Annotated in this window: 20 protein-coding genes and 1 tRNA gene; 12 read left to right on the forward strand and 9 right to left on the reverse strand. The window is 62.1% G+C overall.

The window, feature by feature from the left end; genetic code table 11:
• Positions 1-218 precede the first annotated feature (218 nt).
• Both NKH59_RS12635 and NKH59_RS12640 read left to right on the forward strand, forming a co-directional pair.
• Positions 219-1,262 (forward strand): class I SAM-dependent methyltransferase, encoded by a 1,044-nt coding sequence (locus NKH59_RS12635; protein ID WP_353022134.1) that lies wholly within the window; start codon positions 219-221, stop codon positions 1,260-1,262.
• A 445-nt stretch (positions 1,263-1,707) separates the two neighbouring features.
• Entirely contained in the window at positions 1,708-4,287 is a 2,580-nt protein-coding gene (locus tag NKH59_RS12640; RefSeq protein ID WP_352540676.1) for a bifunctional diguanylate cyclase/phosphodiesterase, read from the forward strand.
• A gap of 88 nt (positions 4,288-4,375) precedes the next feature.
• Here NKH59_RS12640 and radC read toward each other — a convergent pair whose 3' ends face one another.
• A complete protein-coding gene (gene radC / locus NKH59_RS12645; protein ID WP_352540669.1) occupies positions 4,376-5,122 on the reverse strand; it encodes a RadC family protein in 747 nt (248 codons plus the stop codon).
• A 52-nt stretch (positions 5,123-5,174) separates the two neighbouring features.
• A complete protein-coding gene (gene map, locus NKH59_RS12650; RefSeq protein ID WP_352451363.1) occupies positions 5,175-6,002 on the reverse strand; it encodes a type I methionyl aminopeptidase in 828 nt (275 codons plus the stop codon).
• A gap of 297 nt (positions 6,003-6,299) precedes the next feature.
• Here map and NKH59_RS12655 point away from each other — a divergent pair, with 297 nt between their 5' ends.
• Complete coding sequence (locus tag NKH59_RS12655; RefSeq protein WP_023678889.1) at positions 6,300-6,596, forward strand: DUF982 domain-containing protein; 297 nt, start codon at positions 6,300-6,302, stop codon at positions 6,594-6,596.
• A gap of 124 nt (positions 6,597-6,720) precedes the next feature.
• Here the strand turns inward: NKH59_RS12655 and NKH59_RS12660 are convergent.
• From NKH59_RS12660 to phaC, 3 genes are all read right to left on the reverse strand, one after another.
• A tRNA-Glu gene (locus NKH59_RS12660) sits at positions 6,721-6,795 on the reverse strand.
• A 169-nt stretch (positions 6,796-6,964) separates the two neighbouring features.
• Entirely contained in the window at positions 6,965-8,083 is a 1,119-nt protein-coding gene (locus NKH59_RS12665; RefSeq protein WP_352540675.1) for a YcbK family protein, read from the reverse strand.
• A 327-nt stretch (positions 8,084-8,410) separates the two neighbouring features.
• The gene (phaC, locus tag NKH59_RS12670; protein WP_352540668.1) at positions 8,411-10,246 is read right to left on the reverse strand and encodes a class I poly(R)-hydroxyalkanoic acid synthase; all 1,836 of its coding nucleotides are present in this window, start codon (positions 10,244-10,246) and stop codon (positions 8,411-8,413) included.
• A 97-nt stretch (positions 10,247-10,343) separates the two neighbouring features.
• Here phaC and NKH59_RS12675 point away from each other — a divergent pair, with 97 nt between their 5' ends.
• The 5 genes from NKH59_RS12675 (at position 10,344) to recJ (ending at position 16,314) form a co-directional block, all read left to right on the forward strand.
• Entirely contained in the window at positions 10,344-10,730 is a 387-nt protein-coding gene (locus NKH59_RS12675) for a hypothetical protein (protein ID WP_352540667.1), read from the forward strand.
• A gap of 40 nt (positions 10,731-10,770) precedes the next feature.
• The gene (locus tag NKH59_RS12680; protein ID WP_352451361.1) at positions 10,771-11,988 is read left to right on the forward strand and encodes an LL-diaminopimelate aminotransferase; all 1,218 of its coding nucleotides are present in this window, start codon (positions 10,771-10,773) and stop codon (positions 11,986-11,988) included.
• A gap of 40 nt (positions 11,989-12,028) precedes the next feature.
• Entirely contained in the window at positions 12,029-13,342 is a 1,314-nt protein-coding gene (locus tag NKH59_RS12685) for a homoserine dehydrogenase (RefSeq protein WP_352500850.1), read from the forward strand.
• A gap of 143 nt (positions 13,343-13,485) precedes the next feature.
• Positions 13,486-14,469, forward strand: a complete 984-nt coding sequence (gene glpX, locus NKH59_RS12690; RefSeq protein ID WP_352540666.1) for a class II fructose-bisphosphatase — start codon at positions 13,486-13,488, stop codon at positions 14,467-14,469.
• Between the two features lie 60 nt (positions 14,470-14,529).
• Positions 14,530-16,314 (forward strand): single-stranded-DNA-specific exonuclease RecJ, encoded by a 1,785-nt coding sequence (gene recJ / locus NKH59_RS12695; protein ID WP_352540665.1) that lies wholly within the window; start codon positions 14,530-14,532, stop codon positions 16,312-16,314.
• A 19-nt stretch (positions 16,315-16,333) separates the two neighbouring features.
• Here the strand turns inward: recJ and NKH59_RS12700 are convergent, their stop codons facing one another.
• The 3 genes from NKH59_RS12700 to folE all read right to left on the reverse strand — a co-directional run bounded on the left by NKH59_RS12700 (position 16,334) and on the right by folE (position 18,531).
• Positions 16,334-17,305 (reverse strand): patatin family protein, encoded by a 972-nt coding sequence (locus NKH59_RS12700; protein WP_023678882.1) that lies wholly within the window; start codon positions 17,303-17,305, stop codon positions 16,334-16,336.
• A gap of 84 nt (positions 17,306-17,389) precedes the next feature.
• Complete coding sequence (gene hisI / locus NKH59_RS12705; protein ID WP_352540664.1) at positions 17,390-17,860, reverse strand: phosphoribosyl-AMP cyclohydrolase; 471 nt, start codon at positions 17,858-17,860, stop codon at positions 17,390-17,392.
• Positions 17,861-17,895: 35 nt separating this feature from the next.
• Entirely contained in the window at positions 17,896-18,531 is a 636-nt protein-coding gene (gene folE / locus NKH59_RS12710) for a GTP cyclohydrolase I FolE (RefSeq protein ID WP_352466975.1), read from the reverse strand.
• A gap of 240 nt (positions 18,532-18,771) precedes the next feature.
• Here folE and NKH59_RS12715 point away from each other — a divergent pair, with 240 nt between their 5' ends.
• Positions 18,772-19,218, forward strand: a complete 447-nt coding sequence (locus NKH59_RS12715; RefSeq protein WP_023678879.1) for an iron-sulfur cluster assembly scaffold protein — start codon at positions 18,772-18,774, stop codon at positions 19,216-19,218.
• On the opposite strand, the gene NKH59_RS12720 is transcribed toward NKH59_RS12715, so the two are convergent.
• Positions 19,215-20,129: a LysR substrate-binding domain-containing protein gene (locus NKH59_RS12720; protein WP_352500847.1), complete on the reverse strand. Its 915-nt coding sequence runs from the start codon at positions 20,127-20,129 to the stop codon at positions 19,215-19,217. The two genes, NKH59_RS12715 and NKH59_RS12720, sit on opposite strands and share 4 nt — an antisense overlap.
• A gap of 91 nt (positions 20,130-20,220) precedes the next feature.
• Between NKH59_RS12720 and NKH59_RS12725 the strand changes: the two genes are divergently transcribed.
• From NKH59_RS12725 to blaOXA, 3 genes are all read left to right on the forward strand, one after another.
• Positions 20,221-20,388 (forward strand): hypothetical protein, encoded by a 168-nt coding sequence (locus tag NKH59_RS12725; protein ID WP_352540663.1) that lies wholly within the window; start codon positions 20,221-20,223, stop codon positions 20,386-20,388.
• 79 nt (positions 20,389-20,467) lie between these two features.
• On the forward strand, positions 20,468-20,842 hold the full coding sequence (gene yidD / locus NKH59_RS12730; protein WP_352451412.1) for a membrane protein insertion efficiency factor YidD: 375 nt from the start codon (positions 20,468-20,470) through the stop codon (positions 20,840-20,842).
• A gap of 146 nt (positions 20,843-20,988) precedes the next feature.
• Positions 20,989-21,804: a class D beta-lactamase gene (gene blaOXA, locus NKH59_RS12735; protein WP_352540662.1), complete on the forward strand. Its 816-nt coding sequence runs from the start codon at positions 20,989-20,991 to the stop codon at positions 21,802-21,804.
• The last annotated feature ends 113 nt before the right edge of the window (positions 21,805-21,917 follow it).

Below are 21,917 nucleotides of genomic sequence, written 5' to 3' on the forward strand. Positions count from 1 at the left end.
GCACGAGTGCGGCAGACGTTCGAGAAGCGGTTCACGGTCGAGCGCATGTGCAGCGATTATCTGGCACTCTACCGAGCACTCACGAGCGGCACGGCAGACGCAGTTGCCCCCACAAACGAGCTCTCCAGAAATATCGCGATGGTGGCTGTGCCGGGCTGAGGAACCGACTGATCCACATACAGACCACGACGGCGGAGTCCGGGAGCGCCTGCGGGGTCTTGTCGCCGGGCGCGGCGATCGCGCCAGAAGCCTGTGATCAGCAGCAAGCCTTCCCGGGGCTGATGCTTTCGCGAGCGGCGGCGCACTGCCGCCCGGTCCGGATTGACGCGCGCTACTTTCGCTGCAAAGGTGCTTTAACGACTTGTTTACCATGCGTCGGTCAGGGGTGGGGGAATTTGGAACGCTTTCTGGGCGCGAACCGCCTTAATTGGGATGATCGGGCCGAACTGCACTCGACCGACACGACGGGCAGCTACCACATCGAGAATGTGCTGGCCGGCGGATCCAATCTCTATGAGCTGGAAACACGCGAGCTCGGCGATATCGCCGGCAAGGATATCGTCCACCTGCAGTGTCACATCGGTCTTGACACGATCAGCCTGAAGAATCTCGGCGCAGGCAGCGTGACCGGGCTCGACTTTTCACCGACGGCGATCGTGGCAGCGCGGGATTTTGCTGCGAAGGCAGGCACCGAAGTGCGCTTCGTGGAAGCGCCACTGTTCGAGGCGGTGGAAGCGCTCGGCCGGACCTTTGATATCGCTTACGTTACCTGGGGTTCGGTAAACTGGCTGGACGACGTGTTCCGTTGGGCGCGGGTGGTTGCCGATCTTCTGCGCCCCGGCGGCCGCCTCTACATGGCCGAGGGCCATCCATTGCTGTTTCAGTGCGATCGAAAGGCCGCGGCCCTGGAATTGAAGCACGACTGGCGAACGCCGATAGCTCGGCCGCTCGCCTGGAACGAGGAACTGACCTACACCGGCGATGATCGCATCTTGAAGCATCCTCGCTATTATGAATGGATCCACCCGATCAGTGACGTGGTGAATGCGCTGATTTCAGCTGGTCTGACGCTCGATTTTCTCAATGAGCATGACACGGTTTCGTGGCAGCACTTTTCATTTGCCGTGCGGGCCGGCAAGGATATGTACGGCTTGCCGGAGAACTCTCCCAAGATACCGATGGCTTATTCCATTGGCGCGACGAAGCGCAGCGTCGGCAAGATACCATACCTTGTGTCTCCCAAGGCGATTGAGGGGCACTAGTCCAGGTCAACGCTCCAGAGTACCCGGGTCGGAGCGTCGACTTGTGCAATCGCTCGCGCTCCTCGATCTTCCGAGCAAGCCAGGTCTAGCCGGCCTCTCTCTCGGTCCGCTTCCACAGACGAGCGCCTTGAGATGAGCAGATCTCCTCGCGAATGGTCGACAGACGCTGGATCGCCGGCGCCAGCGCATCTCAATCAGTGGGACCATGGCAGTGGAAGTCGGCAGCTGGCTCCAACCGCTCGGGCCTGCAATATCAGCAACGGTCGGAAGTGCAAAAGCTCTAAGGAGCGTGAAGGTCAAATTAAACATTGAAAGCTAATGTTCCTCATCGGGTCGACCCGAAAACCTGAAATGGCACTTGAGGAATCGCCTATTGGCTTTTTTCCGCGCTAGGTTCGGCGGCATCAAGGAGGTCGTCTTTTCGTCGGCAAATATTCCGGCGGCGATCGCGCTTGTCGTCATACTTATCAGCGCTGCGTTCGCGGAGCACCAGAACAAAGTCGTCTCGGACCAGGCCGTCCGTTCGGACGTGCTGACCAAGGTCAACCTCATCCGCGCCAAGCTCGAAGGCAATATCAACGGAAACCTTCAACTCGTGCGTGGATTGGTCTCCGCGGTCGTGACCGAGCCCTATATGGGACAGCAACGCTTCGCCTCACTCGCGAGCAATCTGTTTGGCGCCGACTCGCAATTGAACAATATTGCCGGCGCGCCCGATCTGGTCGTTTCCCTGATGTACCCGATGGAGGGTAACGAGCAGGCGATGGGCCTGGACTACCGCAAGAACGAACGACAGCGTGCGGCTGCGCTAAGGGCGCGAGACGAACGCAAGCTGGTGCTTGCCGGCCCCGTCGAGCTGAAGCAGGGAGGACAAGGCTTCATCGGCCGCTTTCCGGTTTTCGTGCGGAGCGCGGGCAATACGGAAAGGTTCTGGGGCATCATTTCCGCCGTTGTCGACGTGCAGCGTCTTTATCGGGCGAGCGGGCTGCTTGACGACGATCTCGGGATTGACATAGCGCTGATCGGCAGGGACGCTCTCGGCCAAAATGGAGACCAATTCTACGGTAGTGAGCGGATCAGCAAAAGCGATCCGGTGACAGCCGACGTTGTGCTCCCGTCCGGTTCGTGGCAAATCGCGGCCATTCCCAAAAATGGCTGGCCTTCGACGCCAAGCAACGCATGGTTGTTGCGCGCTATCATGGCGACGGCCGGAGCCTTGGTTGTGTTCCCTTTCCTGGTCACAGGCCGCCTGATTGGCGAAAGACAGCGCAATTATGCGGAATTGCGTCGATTGTCACGACGCTTGGAACTCGCCCTGGAAGCTTCGGCTATTGGGGTTTGGGAACACGATCTCGCGACCAACGAGCTTACGTGGGATGATCGCGTCAACGAAATATATGGCAAACCAACCGGCGAGCACCGGGGCTATCCAGACTGGGCGGGAGCAATCCACCCAGATGATTTGGCTGGCGCCAACGCGGACTTCGACAGGGCGGTGGCCAGCGGACGACCATATTTGTCGGAGTACCGGATTGTGCGTCAGGATGGCGAGATCCGTCATGTCCGGTCCAAGGCGATCGTTTACCGGGTCGCAAACGACACCCCAAAAATGATCGGCGCGGAATGGGACGTGACTGCCGACGTCCTGCTGAACAAGGATCTGGTTCGTGCAAAACAGCTGTCCGAGTCGAAAAATGCAGAACTCGAGTCAGCCAAAGCGCGCATAGAGCACATCGCGCTTCATGATTCGCTGACCGGCTTGCCCAACCGGCGTTACCTCGACCAGGTACTGGAACATTACGCGGCAAACGCCAGGCACTCAGGCGGGCACGCGGCACTGCTTCACATAGATCTGGATCGGTTCAAGCACATCAACGATACGCTGGGCCACGCCGCCGGTGACGCGATGTTGGTTCACGCGTCAACCGTGCTCAGGTCGAAGGTCGGCGACGAGGGATTCGTCGCCCGTATCGGGGGAGACGAATTCATCGTTCTGTGCGTGGTGCGCGACGATACCAAGCAGCTGGCGCTGCTCGCCGACCGCGTCATCAGCCAGATGCGCGAACCGGTCTACTATCAGGGTCATCGATGCCGTTTTGGTGTCAGCGTGGGAATCGCTGTCGATAACGGAAAAGATGTCGAAGCCAAACACCTGCTGGTGAACGCCGATATCGCGCTTTACCGAGCAAAGGGGCGGGGGCGCAATCGATACGAATTCTTCACCGACGCGATGCAAAGCGAAATCGTCGATACCAAGCGGATTGCCGACGAAATTCTCGGCGGCCTCGAGCGCAACGAGTTCATCCCGTTCTACCAGCCCCAATTTGACGCAAAGACGCTCGAAATCGTTGGGGTTGAGGCGCTGGCGAGGTGGAAACATCCAATAAAGGGTATTTTGGCGCCCGACGTCTTCCTGAGGATTGCAGAAGAACTGAACGTTGTCTCGATCATCGACCAAGCCATATTGAAGCAATCGCTTTCGGATTTCGAAGCGTGGTCCGCTGCAAAACTTCACATTCCGCGGGTGTCGGTCAATGTCTCGGCCAGGCGCCTTCAGGATGAGGAGCTCATCAAGAGCCTGCGAGAGCAAAATATCAAGAAGGGAACAGTTTCGTTTGAGCTTGTTGAGTCGATTTTCCTGGACGAGAACGACGACCTTGTCACGTGGAACATCGAGCAGATAAAAGAACTGGGGATTGACATCGAAATAGACGATTTTGGTACCGGTTACGCTTCAATGGTCAGTTTGCTGAAGTTGCAGCCGCGCCGGCTGAAGATAGATCGGCAGCTGGTCACCCCAATCGTCAAATCGCCGCAGAGAAGGCAGGTTGTCTCGTCGATCATTGAAATCGGCAAGTCGCTGGGTATCGAGGTCGTGGCGGAAGGCGTCGAGACGATGCAGCATGCACGGCTACTTAAGGGCCTGGGCTGCGACATATTGCAGGGTTATGCCTTCGGCCACGCGTTCGATTCCGAGGGACTTAAGACCTTTGTCCGATCGCGACGCCTGCGCACGGCCAGCTGAGCCTCGGCGCCAGAATTTATCGAGCCGACCGCCTTCACGTTGCGGTACATAGGCGTACAGCGGACAAAGCTGAAAACAACGCCAAACCTCAGATCAGCAGCAGCCCCTTCATGCTGGAGTGGCCTTTCCTGCCGATGATGATGTGGTCGTGAACGGCAATACCAAGCGGTTTGGCCGTCTCGATGATCAGCTTGGTCATCTCGATGTCGGCGCGCGACGGCGTCGGGTCTCCCGACGGATGGTTATGCGCCAGAATGATCGCCGTGGCGGAGAGCTCCAAGGCGCGCCTGACCACCTCGCGCGGATAGACCGGTGTGTGGTCGACGGTGCCGACCTGCTGGACTTCGTCGGCGATCAGCGCGTTTTTCTTGTCGAGGAACAGGATGCGGAACTGCTCGCGCTCCTCGAAGGCCATCACCGACCGGCAGTATTCGAGAACCTGCGTCCAGGTCGACAACAGCTCGCGGCCGGCGATCTCGCCGCGCGCCATGCGCTGCGCCGTTGCCGCAACCACCTTGAGGTCGAGCGCCACCGCCGGGCCGATGCCCTTCACCTCCTGCAGGCGCTCGACGGACGCACCGAGGACCTCGGCCAATGTACCGAAGCGTGCCAGCAATGCCTTGGCGACCGGCTTGGTGTCGGCGCGCGGGATCAGCCGGAACAAAAGAAGCTCGAGCAGTTCGTAGTCGGGGAGGGTGTTGGCACCGGCGGCGAAGCGCTCGCGCAGGCGGTCGCGATGGCCGAGATAATGCGGCTTGTCGGCGGCCACCGCCTTCGCGTGGGATCGCACTGGCCTTTCGGGAAAGAAGGCCCGCTCGTCGTCGTTGCCGTTCATGGCTGCCCCACCCAGCATTTGCCGGGCAAGGTAACGCCCGATCTGCCAGACACTAGGCCCGCAGGCCGGGGCGGTCGAGGTTTTTTGGCGACAGCGTGAAGATCTCGCAGCCGGTCTCGGTGACGCCGATCGTGTGCTCGTACTGCGCCGACAGCGAACGGTCGCGCGTCACCGCGGTCCAGCCGTCCGACAGCACTTTCACATGCGGCCGGCCGAGATTGATCATCGGCTCGACGGTGAAGATCATGCCCGGCCGCATCTCGACGCCTTCGCTGGCGCTGCCGTAATGCAGGATATTCGGCGCGTCGTGAAACAGCCGGCCAACCCCGTGGCCGCAGAAATCGCGCACCACCGAGCAACGCTCGGCTTCGGCATAGGTCTGGATGGCGGCGCCGATGGCGCCGGTTCGGGCGCCCGGCTTGATTGCCGCGATGCCGCGCATCAGGCACTCATACGTGACTTCGAGCAGCCGCTCCGCGGCACGCTTGATCGTGCCCACCGGATACATGCGCGAGGAGTCGCCATGCCAGCCGTCGAGGATATAGGTGACGTCGATATTGACGATGTCGCCATCCTTCAACGGCTTGTTGTCGGGTATGCCGTGACAGACGACGTGGTTGATCGAGGTGCAGGATGATTTCGTATAGCCACGGTAGTTGAGCGTCGCCGGAAGCGCGCCATGGTCCATCCCGAACTCGAAGACGAAGCGATCAATCGCTTCGGTGGTGACGCCGGGCGCCACAATCGGTACCAGTTCGTCGAGGCAGCGCGCGGTGAGATCGCAAGCCTTGCGCATGCCGACAAAACCTTCCTCGTCGTAAAGACGGATCTGGCCGGTGTTTCTGAGCGGTGCCGTGGCGGCGTCGAGATAGGTGACCATTTTATCCGTCTTGCAGGGATGCGGGGCTGGATGAGCCTCGGCGAGAGAAACCTTCCCAGATTTGGCACTGGAAAGCGCAAGGTTCAAGGACGAACTGCCGGCGACGGGCCGAAGACCGGCGATATTCACGCCTGGGGGCATTCTCCTTGCCTCTAGCGGCCCATACTTCGCTGGGTTCATTGACCACCGTAGTGACGACACATTTCTAGGCGAGAAGCGGCCCAAGCATTAAGCCGCCACGGCAATTTTTTGCGACGAACGGCGTTGCTGCGGGGGTGTCAGTTCGGGAGAGATCGAATGGACAGACTGCAATTCGAGGTGCCGGTGCGGATCGCGCCTGTGCCCGGCCAGCCGGTCGAGGAAATCTACAGTGTCGAGCAGGCGCTCGATTTCCTGCAAACATGGCCGGTTCGCCGGAAGGGACCAACCTACCAGGCCGCGTTCAATGCCTGTTTTGGCGCCACGGTGGACATCGTCGAGACCGAAGACGCATGGCGGGCCTTCATGGCCTTTTGCCGGGTGAGCGGCCTGCTTGCCAGGGACATGATGGTTCCGCGCAAGCGCGGCGGCGAGGCGAGGGGACTGCGGGCTTAGACAGCCTTCGACGAAGTCCTCAGTCGTCTTCGCCTCTTCTTGCCGACACCCCTATCAGAGTGGCGGGTCCAGCAGAGCTGGCGCAGCATCACGCTGGCGATAGACATATGCCAAGTTGAAATGCTGGTACGCCCAAGGGGAATCGAACCCCTGTTACCGCCGTGAAAGGGCGGTGTCCTGACCGCTAGACGATGGGCGCGCTCAGATGTGAGCGCTTATAGTTGCGTCACGACAAACCGGCAACCCGTCTGCCGCCGGCTGCGACAACTTTTTTCCTTTGGCTCCAAACCGCGTGTTTTTGCCGGCGAAGCTGGTTGCGGCAAAGTACAACGTCGCCGGGGAAGGGGCGTCGCGGCGCCGGAAAGAACCTAGCCGCGCCTGCGGCAGCGCCAGTTCCAGTCGCGCTCGGGGCCGACATCGACATGGACGGATTCGGTGTGGCAGTAGGTGCCGACGCCGCCGCGGCCCGGCATGGTGCGGATGTAGCTCGCCAGTTCCCACTTCGAGACGCCGGGGACCTGGATATCGGCGGCAGCGCAGTACATGTGCAGCGAATTCTTGGCGCCGTTGGCGCGGCGGTTGCGGGCCGGATCGCGATAGCCGGAGGTGACCGTCATCTTGCGGCCGTAGTGGCCTTCGATCGTCTTCAGCACGCGAACCAGCGACGGCTTCAAGCAGGCGACATCGACGCTTTCGTTCTGTTTCAGGAGGCCGTTGGGCGCCAGCCGGGCAAGGCCGGCGGCGGAGGCGACCTGGTAGGCGCCACCCGAACCTTCGTCTTCGTTGAGATCGACGTCACTCTCATCGTCGAGGCCGGATTTGCGCTTGATCTCGAACAGCGCCGTCTGTCGCACGCCGGGCAGCGCATCGGCCGTGAAGTGGCTGGTATCGCCCGTCGACACCAGCTGCACCGGCTTTTCAGCCGGATCGGCCGAAGCCAGGGTGACGGTGGGTTTTGCCGCAGGCGTCGCCTTGGCCTGCATGACCGTTGGCTGCCCGCCCGATCTGCTGTTGGCCGGCGAAGAAGGTGCCGCCGAAGCAGGCGTGGCGCTGAACAGTGAGGCCAGGAAGTTTTTCTTCGGTGCGTAGGCCTGTGGCTGCGGCATCTCGCCGGCGGTCACATAGACCGGGTTGTTCATCGCCGGCTCGGCGGCCTTGGCGTCGGGCTTCGATGCATCAGCACTGTTCTGCGCCACGGCCTGTTCAGCCGTCTGGGCGTTTGGTTGCAGCGGTTGCGGCGTGTGTCCCGCGATCGTCTCGGCTGCCGTGGGAACGGCGATCGGGAAGCCGGCGTCGAGCTTGGCCCCTGGCTTGGCCACCGGCACATAGGCGACCTGCTCGGGAAGGTTGGCGTCGCCGTCGGCATTCATCGTCATTTGTGTGCTTGTCATCTGCGACGATGATGCGGCCGTGCTGGCCTGGGGCGCACCGGCGGCCGTGCTGATTTCGGTAGCCGAGGTATTATAGCCTGGCATGCCGACCGACATGGTCGGGTCGCCGGCCGAGGTGCAGGACGCCAGGAGCACCGAGAAAAGCGCCGCCACAATGGCGCGGCTTTCTCCCTTCGCGAGGCGCGATCCTGCTGATCTCAAAACAAAATTCCCCCTCGATATCCGACCGGTTCGTCATTGGCGCGGCGTCGAAACGTCTCGTCGAAATGACCCTTGTTCCCCGAACCGGAAACGAGACCTGTGTCAAATCTGCAAGCCTCAAAGTAATTTGGCGGCTAGAGGATGAATCAAGGCTGCTCAGGGTTGACGGCACCATTTCGCCCGCTTTTGGCGGCGCGTCAACTCACCACACATTACAGATGGTTACACGCGCACCTTGACATAGGTGCCGGGGGCTTCGCCTAGAACTTGCATATGCTCGCCCGGTTTGCGGGCCGGTACGCGGGTATTGTCCTTGGCTTCGATCCAGCGTTGCCAGTGCGGCCACCAGGAACCGGGATGGTCGGTGGCCCCGGCGAGCCACTGGTCGAAGTCGCCGGCCGGCTTGCCGCCGGTCCAGTAGTGATATTTCTGCGCCGCCGGCGGATTGACGACCCCGGCGATGTGGCCGGAGCCGGCCATGACGTAATCGACCTCGCCGCCGAAATATTTCGAGCCGAGGAAGACCGACAGCGCCGGCGCGATATGGTCCTCCTTAGAGGCGAGGTTGTAGACCGGCATGGTAACGTCCTTCAGCGAAACCGTGCGGCCCGCCAGTTCCATCATGCCTTGCGAAAGCCTGTTCTCGAGATAGCAATTGCGCAAATAGAAAGAATGGTTGGCAGCGCCCATGCGGGTCGAATCGGCATTCCAGTAGAGCAGGTCGAAGGGCAGGGGATCCTTGCCGCGCATGTAGTTGTTGACGACATAGGGCCAGATCAGGTCGCCCGAGCGCAGCATGTTGAAGGCGGTCGCCATCTTGGTGCCGTCGAGATAGCCTTTCTCGTTCATCGCCTTTTCGACGGCCGCGACCTGCTCCTCGTCGACGAACACTTTTAGATCGCCGGCATAGGTGAAATCGACCTGGGTGGTGAAGAAGGTCGCCGATTTGATGCGGTGGTCGCCTTCCTGCGCCATCAAGGCCAGCGCTGCCGCCAACAGCGTGCCGCCGACGCAATAGCCGATGGCGTTGACTTGCCTTTCGCCGGTGGCCTTCTCGATCGTGTCGAGGCCGTATTGCAGGCCCTCCCTGATATAGGCCTCCCAGCTCTTGGCGCCGTGCCGCTCGTCCGGGTTGATCCAGGAGATGATGAAGACGGTGTGGCCTTGCTCGACTGCCCAGCGAATGAAGGATTTTTGCGGGTTGAGGTCGAGGATGTAGTATTTGTTGATCCATGGCGGGCAGATCAGCAGCGGCCGCTTGAGCACGGTGTCGGTAGTCGGTTCGTATTGCAGGATTTCGGCGACGTCGCTGCGGCCGACCACCTTACCCGGGGTGGCGGCGAGATTCTTGCCGATCTCGAAGGGCGAATAATCTGCCTGCCGCAGCTTCAGGTCACCCTTGCCCGCGGCGATGTCCTCGGCAAGCATCTTCATGCCGCGCACCAGGTTTTCGCCGTTGGAGGCGACAGTCTCGCGAAACAATTCCGGATTGGTCAGGATGAAATTCGACGGCGAGATGGCATTGGACACCTGCTTGACATAAAAGCCGGCCTTGTGGCGGGTGTGCTCGTCCAGGCCATCGGCGTGCTCGACCAGTTCGGCCGCCCAGCGCGAGGTGACCAGATACGCCTGTTTGAGGAAATCGAAGAAGGCGTTGCGGCCCCATTCCGGGTCCTGGAAACGCTTGTCACCGCGCTCGGGCTTGACCGCGTCCTCGGCGTCCTCGGCGCCGGCGCCGATGCGCTGGACGGCGTTGGCCCAGACGGTCATGTAGCCGGAAAACAGCCGCGTTTGCGCCTCCAGCGCGCGCTGCGGGTCGGAGAGCCAGTACTCGGTGAGCTTGGAGAACGTCTTCACCATGTCGACGACCGGCTCAGCGACATGATCGCGCACCTCGCCTTTTTCCCGCGGCTCGGCCCATGCCGAGGCGGCCTTGCCGGCCTGCTCGATCATGCGAGCCATGTTCAGCGCGAAGCGTTCCGGGTCCTTCACCAGATATTGCTCGACGGTCGAAGGTTGGTCATCTTCCGCTTTGCCCGAATCGGGTGTTTTGGCCATGGTTCGCGGGGTTCCTCCCGAAGCGTTTTGTTGACATATTACCATGGGATATCGAACAGGGTCCAATGTGCTCTAACCCGGCCGCCAGGAAAACAATATGACGATTAATATTGGCAAGAACGTTTTTTCCGGCACTGGTCGTTTTTGCCGCATGGCGCTCGTCCTGTTGGCGATGGCCGGTTGCACGAGCAGCAACATGGAAGGTGCGGCGCCCGCCACCGGCCTTGTCGGCGCGAAGGACACCGGTTCCTATCCGAACCTGAACATCCGGCCGCAGGTGGCGGCCGAACAATTCACCGACGAGGAAAAGAACGCCAAGCTCGCCCAACTGAAGGCCGAGGAACAGAGCCAGGCCGCCAAGGGCGGCGGCGTCAAGGTTGCGGACCAGGCAGCGCTGGACCAGCTGGCAAAAAAACACGGCGCCGAGGCGCTGAAGCAGATCGAAGGCAAATGCGACCCCGCTCTCGACCCTAGTTGCAAATAAGCTTATACGCGCGACCGCAACCTCACTGTCTGGAACTGCCATGGAAGAATTTCACAAGGTCCGCCGGCTTCCGCCCTATGTCTTCGAACAGGTCAACCGGCTGAAGGCCAGCGCCCGTTCGCGCGGCGCCGACATCATCGACCTTGGCATGGGCAATCCGGACCTGCCGACGCCCAAGGCCATCGTCGACAAACTCTGCGAGGTGGTACGCGATCCGCGCACGCACCGCTATTCGTCGTCGCGCGGCATTCCGGGCCTGCGTCGTGCCCAGGCCAACTACTATGCCCGCCGCTTCGGTGTGAAGCTCGACCCGGACAGCCAGGTGGTGGCGACGCTCGGCTCGAAGGAGGGCTTCGCCAATATGGCGCAGGCGATCACCGCCCCCGGCGACGTGATCCTTTGCCCTAATCCGACCTATCCGATCCATGCGTTCGGCTTCATCATGTCGGGCGGCGTCATCCGCTCGCTGCAGGTCGAGCCGGACGACGGCTTCATCCCGGCCCTGGAGCGCGGCATCCGCCATTCGATCCCGAAGCCGCTGGCACTGATCCTCAATTATCCGTCCAATCCGACGGCACTGGTCGCTTCGCTCGATTTCTACAAGGAGGTGGTGGCCTTCGCGAGGAAGAACGACATCATCATCCTGTCGGATCTTGCCTATTCGGAGATCTATTTCGACGGCAATCCGCCGCCTTCGGTGCTGCAGGTGCCGGGCGCCATAGACGTCGCCGTCGAGTTCACCTCGATGTCGAAGACCTTTTCGATGCCGGGTTGGCGCATGGGTTTTGCGGTCGGCAATGAACGGCTGATCTCGGCGCTGACGCGAGTGAAATCCTATCTCGACTACGGCGCCTTCACGCCGATCCAGGTGGCGGCGGCGCATGCACTCAACGGCGATGGCGCCGACATCGCGGAAGTGCGCGACGTCTACCGCAAACGCCGCGATGTCATGGTCGACGCTTTCAGCCGCGCCGGCTGGACCATTCCCGCACCGGCGGCATCGATGTTCGCCTGGGCGCCGATCCCGGAGCCGTTCAAGCACCTTGGCTCGCTTGAATTCTCCAAGCTCCTGATCGAGCACGCCGACGTCGCGGTGGCGCCGGGCGTCGGCTTCGGCGAGCATGGCGACGATCACGTGCGCATCGCGCTGGTCGAAAACGAGCACCGGATCCGGCAAGCGGCGCGCAACATCAAGCGCTTCCTGACGTCCAGCGCCAAGCAGCCAAACAATGTCGTGCCGCTCGCCGCGCATCGCTGATTTTCTACACATCAACCGACTGAATGGGGCGTCGCCGGACATGGCTGAAGCGTTGCGTGTTGGAATTGCCGGGCTCGGCACCGTCGGTGCGTCGGTGGCCCGCGTGCTACGCGACAAGGCGGCCGAACTGACGCGGCAGTGCGGGCGCGACATCGTCGTGTCGGCGGTTTCGGCCCGCGATCCCAAACGCGACCGCGGCGTTGATCTTGGCACAGCACAGTGGTTCGACGACGCCGTCAAGATGGCGCAGACCGCCGAGATCGATGTCTTCGTCGAGCTGATTGGCGGCGACGAAGGCCCGTCACGCTCGTCCGTCAAAGCGGCGCTCGAGGCCGGCCGCCACGTCGTCACCGCCAACAAGGCACTGCTTGCCAAGCACGGGGTGGCATTGGCCGAGATCGCCGAGAGGAAAGGCGTGCTGCTCAATTACGAGGCGGCGGTGGCCGGCGGCATTCCGGTCATCAAGACGATGCGCGAGGCGATGGCCGGCAATTCGGTGACCCGCGTTTTCGGCATCCTCAACGGTACCTGCAATTATATTTTGACGCGCATGGAAGCCGAGGGCCTGTCCTTTGATGCCTGCCTGAAGGATGCGCAACGGCTGGGCTATGCCGAAGCCGACCCGACCTTCGACATCGAGGGCCACGACACCGCGCACAAGCTGTCGATCCTGACCAGCCTTGCCTTCGGCACGAGGATCGCCGCCAACGATATCTATATGGAAGGCATCTCCAACATCAGCCAGGCCGACATCCGCGCGGCCGGCGATCTCGGCTACCGGATCAAGCTGCTTGGCGTCGCCCAACGCACCGAAAGCGGCATCGAGCAGCGCGTGCACCCGACCATGGTGCCGACGGCCTCGGTCATCGCGCAGGTACACGGCGTCACCAACGCGGTGGCGATAGAAACCGACATCCTCGGCGAATTGCTGCTTTCGGGCCCTGGCGCCGGCGGCAACGCCACCGCGTCGGCGGTGATCGGCGACATTGCCGACATCGCCAAGAGCCGGCCTGGCTTCCAGCATGGTCCGGTCTTCGGCCGGCCGGCAAAGGAATTGAAGCCTTACAAGAAGGCGCAGATGCGCAGCCATGCCGGCGGCTATTTCATCCGGCTGACCGTGCACGACCGCCTCGGCGTCTTCGCGGCAATAGCCAAGCGCATGGCCGACAACGACATTTCGCTGGAATCGATTGTCCAGCATGCCGCCGGGCCGGAAACCGAGGCACAGAAGACGGTCATCCTGGTGACCCACGAGACGACCGAGGCGGCGGTGCGCAAGGCCGTCGACGGCATCACCAGGGACAGCCTTCTGACCGACAAGCCGCAAGTCATCCGCATCGAGCGGGCCGGATAGCAGTCTCACATTTTGCGTTTAATCGATTGATATTGCTGCGCTTTCAAAAAGGTCCAACGCAGGTCTTGCTGTTGTCACGGGGCTTTGACACAAGAAGCGCGTCTCTGGCGGGAGGCTAAACTGCCAACGAGGATTGTCCATCGATGAATGTGGCCCAGAACATTGTCGCCGGCCTCGACCGGATACTGACCATGGAATTGGTGCGCGTCACCGAACGCGCCGCGGTCGCGGCCGCCAGATTGCGCGGACGCGGCGACGAGAAAGCCGCCGACCAGGTCGCGGTCGATGCCATGCGGCAGGAGCTCAACCGTCTTGCGATCAACGGCACGGTGGTGATCGGCGAAGGCGAGCGCGACGAGGCGCCGATGCTTTATATCGGCGAGGAGGTCGGTACCGGCCAAGGCCCGGCTGTCGACATCGCGCTTGATCCGCTCGAAGGCACGACGATCTGCGCCAAGAACCTGCCCAACGCACTGGCCGTTATCGCCATTGCCGAAAAAGGCAGCCTTTTGTTCGCGCCGGACGTCTATATGGACAAGATCGCGATCGGTCCGGGTTATGCCGACGGCATCATCGACATCGATGCCTCGCCGGCCGAAAACATCGCCAGCCTCGCCAGGGCCAAGGGCGTGCCGGTGGCGGAGATCACCGCCTGTATTCTCGACCGGCCACGCCATGGCGCGTTGATCGAAGCCGTGCGGGCGACCGGAGCCGCGATCCGTCTGATCGGCGACGGTGATGTCGCCGGGGTCATCCACACCACCGACCCGGACGAAACCGGCATCGACATTTATCTCGGCACCGGAGGCGCGCCCGAAGGCGTGCTCGCAGCTGCCGCCTTGCGCTGCACCGGCGGCCAGATGCAGGGCAGGTTGATCCTCGATACGCCGGAAAAGCTGGCGCGCGCCGCCAAGATGGGCATCTCCGACCCTAAACGGATCTACCACACGCAAGACATGGCACGCGGCGACGTGCTGTTTGCCGCGACCGGCGTTACCGACGGCAATATGCTGGCCGGCGTCAAGTTCGGCCGCAATTTCATCACCACGCACACGATCGTGCTGCGCTCGTCATCGCGGACCGTGCGCGAAATCAAAGCCAGGCATCAGGATCTGGAAAAGTTTTGATTTCGACTCAGTTAGCCGTTGCATATTGTGCGCAATGACAAATTGCAGACGGCGCGTCACGTGACGGGGGAAAGACGCTTTTTCCTCGATGTCAGGCAGTCGGCCACCGGCGTTTCCTGGGAACACCGGCTGACCGAGCGTCAGGACATGGCCGCGCTCGCCATCGCGCAAGGGTATGGCGTGCCTGACATCGTGGCACGTGTGCTGGCCGGGCGTGGTGTCACCGCCGAGCAGACCGAGCGGTTTCTGGATCCGACCATCCGCAATCTGCTGCCCGACCCGGCATCGCTGACCGACATGGACAGGGCCGCCGCTCGCATCGCCCAGGCGGTGATGGCCAGGGAAAAAGTGGCGATCTTTGGCGACTACGATGTCGACGGCGCCGCCTCGTCGGCGCTGCTCAAGCGCTTTCTCGCATATTTCTCGGTGGCGTCGGAGATCTACATACCGGACCGCATCTTCGAGGGTTACGGCCCCAATCCGGAAGCGATGCGCGAACTCGTCTCGCGCGGCGCGACGCTGATCGTCACCGTCGATTGTGGCACCAACAGTGCTGCTTCCATCGACGCCGCAAAGGCCGCCGGCGCCGACGTCGTGGTGCTCGATCACCATCAGGTCGGCGGGCCGCTGCCGGCGGCGGCTGCGGTCGTCAACCCAAATCGCGAGGACGACCTTTCCGGCCAAGGTCATCTTTGTGCCGCCGGCGTCGTCTTCCTTTGCCTGGTGCAGACCGCGAAGATCCTGCGCGGCCGCTTGCCGGATGCCGCACCGCCGGACCTGCTTGGCCTGCTCGACCTAGTGGCGCTGGGCACAGTCTGCGACGTGGTGCCGCTCACCGGCGTCAACCGCGCCTTCGTGGTCAAGGGGCTGCAGGTGGCGCGGCAGCAGAGAAACGAAGGGCTGGCGGCGTTGGCGCGGGTCTCGCGTATAGGCGAGCCGATCAGCACGTTCCATCTGGCCTTTCTGATCGGTCCGCGCATCAACGCCGGCGGGCGCATCGGCGACGCAGCACTTGGCAGCCGCCTGCTTGCAACCGACGACCCGCTCGAGGCCCGCACCATCGCCGAGACGCTGGATCGGCTCAACCAGGAACGGCAGTCGATGGAGCAGGAGATGCTGGCCGCCGCGCGCTCAGAGGCCGATGCCGAGCTTGCCGGCGGCAATGGTCCGGCCATCGTGGTGACAGCCAGCAGCAACTGGCATCCTGGCATTGTCGGCCTGCTTGCCTCGCGGCTCAAGGACCATGCAAGACGGCCGGCCTTTGCCATCGCCTTCAACGCCAATGGTGTCGGTACGGGGTCAGGCCGTTCGGTGTCGGGCTTCGACCTCGGCCGGCTGGTGCGCGAGGCTGCCGATGCCGGGCTTATCGTCAAGGGCGGCGGCCACGGAATGGCGGCCGGCATCACTGTCGAGCGGGCGAAGCTCGGCGAACTCAGGGCTTTCTTCGAAGAGCGCGCGGCGGTGGATGTGTTCCGCCTGCAAGGCGAGGAGAGCCTGGCGATCGACGGCGCGCTTGCCGCCGAGGGCGCGACGCTTGCGCTGCTCGATGCGCTTGAGAGGGCAGGGCCGTTCGGCGCCGGGCATGTTGCGCCGGTGTTCGCGCTGCCGCGCCACCGGCTTGTCGATGCGCGGGCGGTCGGCAGCAACCACATCCGCGCCGACCTGCAGTCGGAAAGCGGCGGCCGCATCCAGGCGATCGCCTTTCGCGCGGTCGACACGGCTCTTGGCGAATTCCTGTTCAAGAACAGGGGTAAGCCGGTGCATGTCGCCGGCTCGCTGTCGGGCAACCACTGGAACGGCAACCGCACGGTGCAGTTCCGCATCGTCGACGCGGCGCTTGCCTGAGAGCTCGCTGCCGCCCTGCCTAAGCGAGGACGGTCTGCAGCCGGGTCAGGTCGCCGATCTGCGCCATCGTTGCCTGGTAGCCGATACGGATCGCTTCGTCGGCGCGGTGGAATTCGGTCAGGCCGATATGGCTGAGCTTCGGCTGCAGCGATATGTCCGGCGGGTCGCCGGCCAGCCTGGCGCGCGAAATGCGGTCCTGGATGATGTTGAAGGCCTCGACCATGACGCCGGTAATGCCGAGCCGCGTCTCGCGCGACTGGCGTTCGGGATCGGCGTGGCCGGCCCTCGGCGCGTCTTTCTCGATGACCAGCTCGCCGGCATTGTGCTTGATCACCGCGGCGCGGCCGAACAGATCGTAGTGAAGGTTCACCGCAACCACGAGCGGCTGCTCGTAGGCACGGCAGACCGAGACCGGCACCGGATTGACCAGTGCGCCATCAACCAGCACACGCCCATTGCAGGCGACCGGCTCGAACACGCCGGGCAGCGCGTAGGAGGCGCGCATTGCGGTGCTCAACGAGCCGCTCGACAGCCAGATCTCATGGCCGGTGCGGATTTCCGAAGCGACGCAGACGAATGGTTTTGGCAGGTCCTCGAAGCGGATGCCGGCTATGTGCTCGCGCAGCCGCGCATCGAGCTTCATGCCACCGAACAGGCCGCTGCCGCGTAGATTGAGATCGAGAAGGCCAAAAATGCGCCGCCTGGTCAGGCTGCGCGCGAATTCTTCCAACTCGTCGAGCTTGCCGGCAACATAGCAGCCGCCGACCAGCGCGCCGATCGAGGTGCCGGCGATCATCGACACTTCGATGCCGGCTTCATCAAGCGCGCGCAGCACGCCGATATGCGCCCAGCCGCGCGCACAGCCGCCACCCAATGCCAGCGAAATCCCAGTTTTGCCCGGAGATTTGGTTTCGGATGCGCCCGCGGCCGAGGAGAGGCCATTGGCCTCCCGAACGTCAGGTCTGTTGCGCAATGACGCCCAGTCGAGCATCACAATCTCCCTTGTCCCACGGTCATCCTATAGGCGGGCCGTATCGAAATCATGAATATACGTGGCTGAAGTGCTGCGAATGGTTCATATTGATGGTGTATTGGGCTTTCGATAGGTTTTTTCCGCATCGAACAGCGGCTTGCTGCCGTCGCTGGCAAGCGTCCCTTTGCCATCGCTCAGCCCCACCGTCCGATAAAAGCATGAACGTCGGCCGGTGTGACAAGTTGCTTGGTGACCCAGCATTTTGACGCGCAACCATATCGCGTCCTGGTCACAATCCGTGAGCATCTCGACGACCTGCTGGACATTGCCCGAGGTTTCGCCCTTCTTCCACAGCGCGTTGCGCGAACGCGACCAGTAGTGCGCGATGCCGGTCTCGAGCGTCAGCGCCAGCGCCTCGGCATTCATATGCGCGACCATCAGCAGCACGCCGTCTTCGGCATCGGTGACCACGACAGTGACGAGGCCGGCAGCATCGAAGCGCGGTGAAAGGACCGCGCCTTCCTCGAGTGCCTTCTTGTCTGTTGGAGCTTTCGGGAATTCCAATGCCGACATTCGCCGGTCCTTATCTAGCGAAGCCGGCAGGCCGATCAGATCCTGCCGCCGCGCACCATGGTGACGAAGCGGACCTGCTCTTCGGGTGTGTCCTTGAAGACGCCGGTGAAGGTTGAGGTCAGCGTGGTGGAGCCCTGCTTGCGGATGCCGCGCATGGCCATGCACATATGCTCGGCCTCAAGCATAACGGCCACACCGCGCGGATTGAGCACGTCCTGGATGACGCCGGCAATCTGCGCGGTCATCGCTTCCTGGGTCTGCAAGCGATGGGCGAAGATGTCGACGACACGGGCTATCTTGGACAGGCCGACAACCTTGCCGTCAGGCAGATAGCCGACATGCGCCTTGCCGATGATCGGCACCATGTGATGCTCGCAATGCGAGTGGAAGGATATGTCCTTGACGAGAACGAGGTCGTCATAGCCGGCAACTTCCTCAAAGGTGCGGCCAAGTTCCTCGGCTGGGCACATATCATAACCGTTGAACATTTCGCTGAACGCCTTGGTGACGCGCTTCGGCGTGTCGATCAGGCCCTCGCGGTCAGGGTTGTCGCCGGTCCAGCGCAACAAGGTGCGCACAGCGGCTTCGACTTCGGCCTCGCTCGGCCGGTCGGTGACCGGCTTTTCCATATAGGCAGACCGCGGCATGAGTTTCTTGATAACGGCGTCCATAAAGGCGTCTCCCGTAGTTCCTCTCTCAGGAGGAACGAGTTGAACGGACCACGACCTTTCGGGTGTCAGAAACTCGCCCGGTTTCCAGCCCGTAAGTGGCGTGAACAGAATTGGGTATGACGAGGTTTGTGGTCGCCTTGTCGATACCCGACTACCGCCATTATATATGTTCGTGCCGAGCGAAAGGAAGACGCCAGAGCGGCAATGACTGTTCGCTGGGCGGCGACGGATTGGAAAAATATGATCGACGATGTCTACAATGCGAAAATTCTGGGTTTTGCCGGAAACATCGCACGGATCGGCCGGCTCGACCGGCCCGACGCAACCGCACGAGCACATTCCAAGCTGTGCGGCTCGACGGTGACCGTCGATCTGAAGATGGATGATGGCGTCGTCAGCGATTTCGCGCATGACGTGAAGGCCTGTGCGCTTGGCCAGGCGTCGTCGTCGATCATGGCGCAGCATGTCGTCGGCGCCAGCGCCGAAGAATTGCGCAGCGTGCGCGAGACGATGCTGAAGATGCTGAAGGAAAACGGCCCGCCGCCCGAAGGCCGCTTCGCCGACCTGAAATACCTGGAACCGGTGCGCGACTACAAGGCGCGCCACGCCTCGACCATGCTGACCTTCGACGCAGTGGTCGACGCCATCGGCCAGATCGAGAAGAAGCGGGCGGAAGAGGCGGCTTAAACCTTGGCGAGAAAACGCCGGCTTTCGGCGAATTCCGCCCGGACCCAGTCGGCAAAAGCCCTGGCTGGTTCGGAAAGGTCATTCAGCCTTCTGGCTACTAGCCAATAGGCGCCCGACGCGACGTCGATGTCGAAAGGCTTGATCAGCGCGCCGGACGCAAGTTCTTCGCCGATCTGCAAAAGATCGCCCAACGCGACACCATGTCCAAGCAAGGCTGCCTGCTTCGAAAGCGAAGCATCGGCCAGCATCGGACCGCGCGCAGGCACGGCATCAGCCGTCACGCCCGCCGCTTCGAACCAGCGTGCCCAAGCCTGACGGTTTTCTTCGTGCAGCAACGTATAGCGACCAAGGTCGATCGGCTTTTCCAGAGCTGGGCCGGATGCAAGAAGTGCCGGCGACAGAACTGGGGAATCGACGACCGCGGCAAGCTGTTCGGCTTCGCTGCGTGGCCATGAGGTGGCGTGCGCACTGAAACGCAGGGCAAGTTCGGGCTGATCGCTGCGAAACTCTATCAATCTCGGGTCGACCTCAAGGGAAACGTCGATGTCGGGTCGCAACTCGCGAAAGCGGTTGAGCCGCGGCACCAGCCATACGGATGCAAGCGATGGCTCGACGCTGACACGCACCACGGACTGCGTCGGGGCCGCCGTCAATTCCGAAAGCAGCCTGTCGATGCCCTCGAAACTTCTGACCAACTGGTCGAGCAGCCGCTGGCCGGTGTCGGTCAACTCGACGCGGCGATGATGGCGGAAGAACAAAGGTTGGCGCAGGAAGGTTTCGAGCTCGCGGATCTGTCGGCTGATCGCCGCCTGCGAAACATAAAGCTCCTCGGCCGCACGGCTGAAGCTCAGGTGACGACCGGCTGCTTCGAAGCTTCTCAGAGCCGTCAGGGGGAGGTGTCCGCGCTTCATTTGCATAACTCAGAGTTATCTGACGTTGACGTTATACTCGTTTGAAGAGCAAGGCCAGCGGCGCTCTAATCGGTGCTTAAGGAGTGCCGCCATGATCCAGTTTCTCAACATTCTGGGCGATGTGATGCGGATCGCGACGTTTCAATGGTACGACGAGAAACCGCATAGGGATTGGTGCGAGGAGAGGCCGCCGACCAGCGTCGCCGTATGCCGAAGGCCGACGGCCGACCGCTATCCGGTTCGCCCTACCAGGCCATGACGGGATTGCCGGAACGGCATTGCGTTCCTGGCCCGATGCGCACATCTATCGCGTAGGGAAACGCGATGTGGAGACTGCGGTGGTCGGCCAACATCGGCATGCGCACGGCGCCAGGCCGATTCGACAAGGACGCAACTGGTCCGGCCCGTGGCGCAAGACGCCGGGCCGCGTCTTCGGCACGTCGCTTGTCCGACTTTACCAGCTGACGCTGTCCGGCTTCGTCGGCAATTCCTGCCGGCATCTGCCGACCTGTTCCGAATACGCGTACGAAGCGATCGCCCGCCACGGGCTGTGGGCCGGCGGCTGGATGGGGTTTTTCCGGGTGCTGCGCTGCGGACCGTTCGGCACGCACGGCATCGACCGGGTGCCTGAGGCACTGGCTGATCGCTACCTCTGGTTCACGCCATGGCGGTACTGGCGGATCGGGAAAAAACGTGGCGACCTGGACAGTTGACCGCAACTGTGCGGTGCACAGAGGGGTTGCTTTTTACGATCTGGTAGGGTTAACCGCAGCTTGCGCTGACATAGCGCATTTGAGACAAAATCGAGACAAGACACCTCGCTAAGCCGCTCCTGACACCCTTCAGGAGAGATTACCAAATGCGCCGGATAGATCGTCGTCCCTTCATTTTCGCCGTGGTTCTCTACGTCCTGGCGTGGCTGATGGGTTTTCCGATCCGTGCGCAATCGGCGCCGCTCGGGGACGTCGAATGCACGCTGATCGTCGACGCCGCAAGCGGCGAGACGCTGTATCGCCAAGGGACCTGTGATCAGCGCTTCAGCCCCGCCTCGACATTCAAGGTTCCGCTGGCGCTGATCGGCTATGATGCTGGAATCCTGAGCGACGAGCATACGCCAAGCTGGGAGTACAAGGCGGAGTTCAATGCCCCGAAACGGGACCGCAAGACCGTCGACCCGACGATCTGGGAAAGGGATTCGGTCCTTTGGTCCTCACGCGAGATTACGCGCCGGCTCGGCAGCAAACAGTTTGCCGGCTATGTGTCCAGATTGGACTATGGCAACACCGAAGTCTCCGGCACTGCCGGCAAGAATGACGGCCTCACCCATTCCTGGGTGAATTCTTCGCTCAAGATATCGCCGGTCGAGCAGGTCGATTTCCTGCGCAAGCTGCTGGCGCGAAAACTGCCGGTTTCGGACAAGGCCCATGCGATGACCAGCGCGATTGTCCCGACCTTCCGGGCAGGCGGCTGGACGGTGCAGGGCAAGACCGGAACGACCAGGCTCGGCGACAGCGCCGACAAGCGCTCGCTTGGCTGGTTTGTCGGCTGGGCGCAGACCGATGCTCGCAAGATCGTCTTTGCCCGCCTGGTAGTCGATACGAAACGTTCCGACACGCCAAAGGGACTCAAGACGCGGGCGATGTTCCTGAAAGATCTGCCGAATCTCCTCAGGTGACCTACATCCGACTTTACGGCGCCGAAAACTGCCCATAAAAGACCGCTCGCCGCCGGACGCATCCGGCTCTTACTGATGCATCTCGTAGCCCCAAAACCGCTAAGCAGTCTTGG

The organism is Mesorhizobium sp. M0998, assembly GCF_040318885.1.
Classification (GTDB): Bacteria; Pseudomonadota; Alphaproteobacteria; order Rhizobiales; family Rhizobiaceae; genus Mesorhizobium.

What these genes read in the sequence shown, in the direction of transcription:
- radC (WP_352540669.1), bottom strand. Translation starts at nt 5,122, where the DNA reads ATGAACGGCAACGACGACGAGCGGGCCTTCTTTCCCGAAAGGCCAGTG.
- map (WP_352451363.1), bottom strand. Translation starts at nt 6,002, where the DNA reads ATGGTCACCTATCTCGACGCCGCCACGGCACCGCTCAGAAACACCGGC.
- NKH59_RS12655 (WP_023678889.1), top strand. Translation starts at nt 6,300, where the DNA reads ATGGACAGACTGCAATTCGAGGTGCCGGTGCGGATCGCGCCTGTGCCC.
- NKH59_RS12665 (WP_352540675.1), bottom strand. Translation starts at nt 8,083, where the DNA reads ATGTCGGTCGGCATGCCAGGCTATAATACCTCGGCTACCGAAATCAGC.
- phaC (WP_352540668.1), bottom strand. Translation starts at nt 10,246, where the DNA reads ATGGCCAAAACACCCGATTCGGGCAAAGCGGAAGATGACCAACCTTCG.
- NKH59_RS12675 (WP_352540667.1), top strand. Translation starts at nt 10,344, where the DNA reads ATGACGATTAATATTGGCAAGAACGTTTTTTCCGGCACTGGTCGTTTT.
- NKH59_RS12680 (WP_352451361.1), top strand. Translation starts at nt 10,771, where the DNA reads ATGGAAGAATTTCACAAGGTCCGCCGGCTTCCGCCCTATGTCTTCGAA.
- NKH59_RS12685 (WP_352500850.1), top strand. Translation starts at nt 12,029, where the DNA reads ATGGCTGAAGCGTTGCGTGTTGGAATTGCCGGGCTCGGCACCGTCGGT.
- glpX (WP_352540666.1), top strand. Translation starts at nt 13,486, where the DNA reads ATGAATGTGGCCCAGAACATTGTCGCCGGCCTCGACCGGATACTGACC.
- NKH59_RS12700 (WP_023678882.1), bottom strand. Translation starts at nt 17,305, where the DNA reads ATGCTCGACTGGGCGTCATTGCGCAACAGACCTGACGTTCGGGAGGCC.
- hisI (WP_352540664.1), bottom strand. Translation starts at nt 17,860, where the DNA reads ATGTCGGCATTGGAATTCCCGAAAGCTCCAACAGACAAGAAGGCACTC.
- folE (WP_352466975.1), bottom strand. Translation starts at nt 18,531, where the DNA reads ATGGACGCCGTTATCAAGAAACTCATGCCGCGGTCTGCCTATATGGAA.
- NKH59_RS12715 (WP_023678879.1), top strand. Translation starts at nt 18,772, where the DNA reads ATGATCGACGATGTCTACAATGCGAAAATTCTGGGTTTTGCCGGAAAC.
- NKH59_RS12720 (WP_352500847.1), bottom strand. Translation starts at nt 20,129, where the DNA reads ATGAAGCGCGGACACCTCCCCCTGACGGCTCTGAGAAGCTTCGAAGCA.
- NKH59_RS12725 (WP_352540663.1), top strand. Translation starts at nt 20,221, where the DNA reads ATGATCCAGTTTCTCAACATTCTGGGCGATGTGATGCGGATCGCGACG.
- blaOXA (WP_352540662.1), top strand. Translation starts at nt 20,989, where the DNA reads ATGCGCCGGATAGATCGTCGTCCCTTCATTTTCGCCGTGGTTCTCTAC.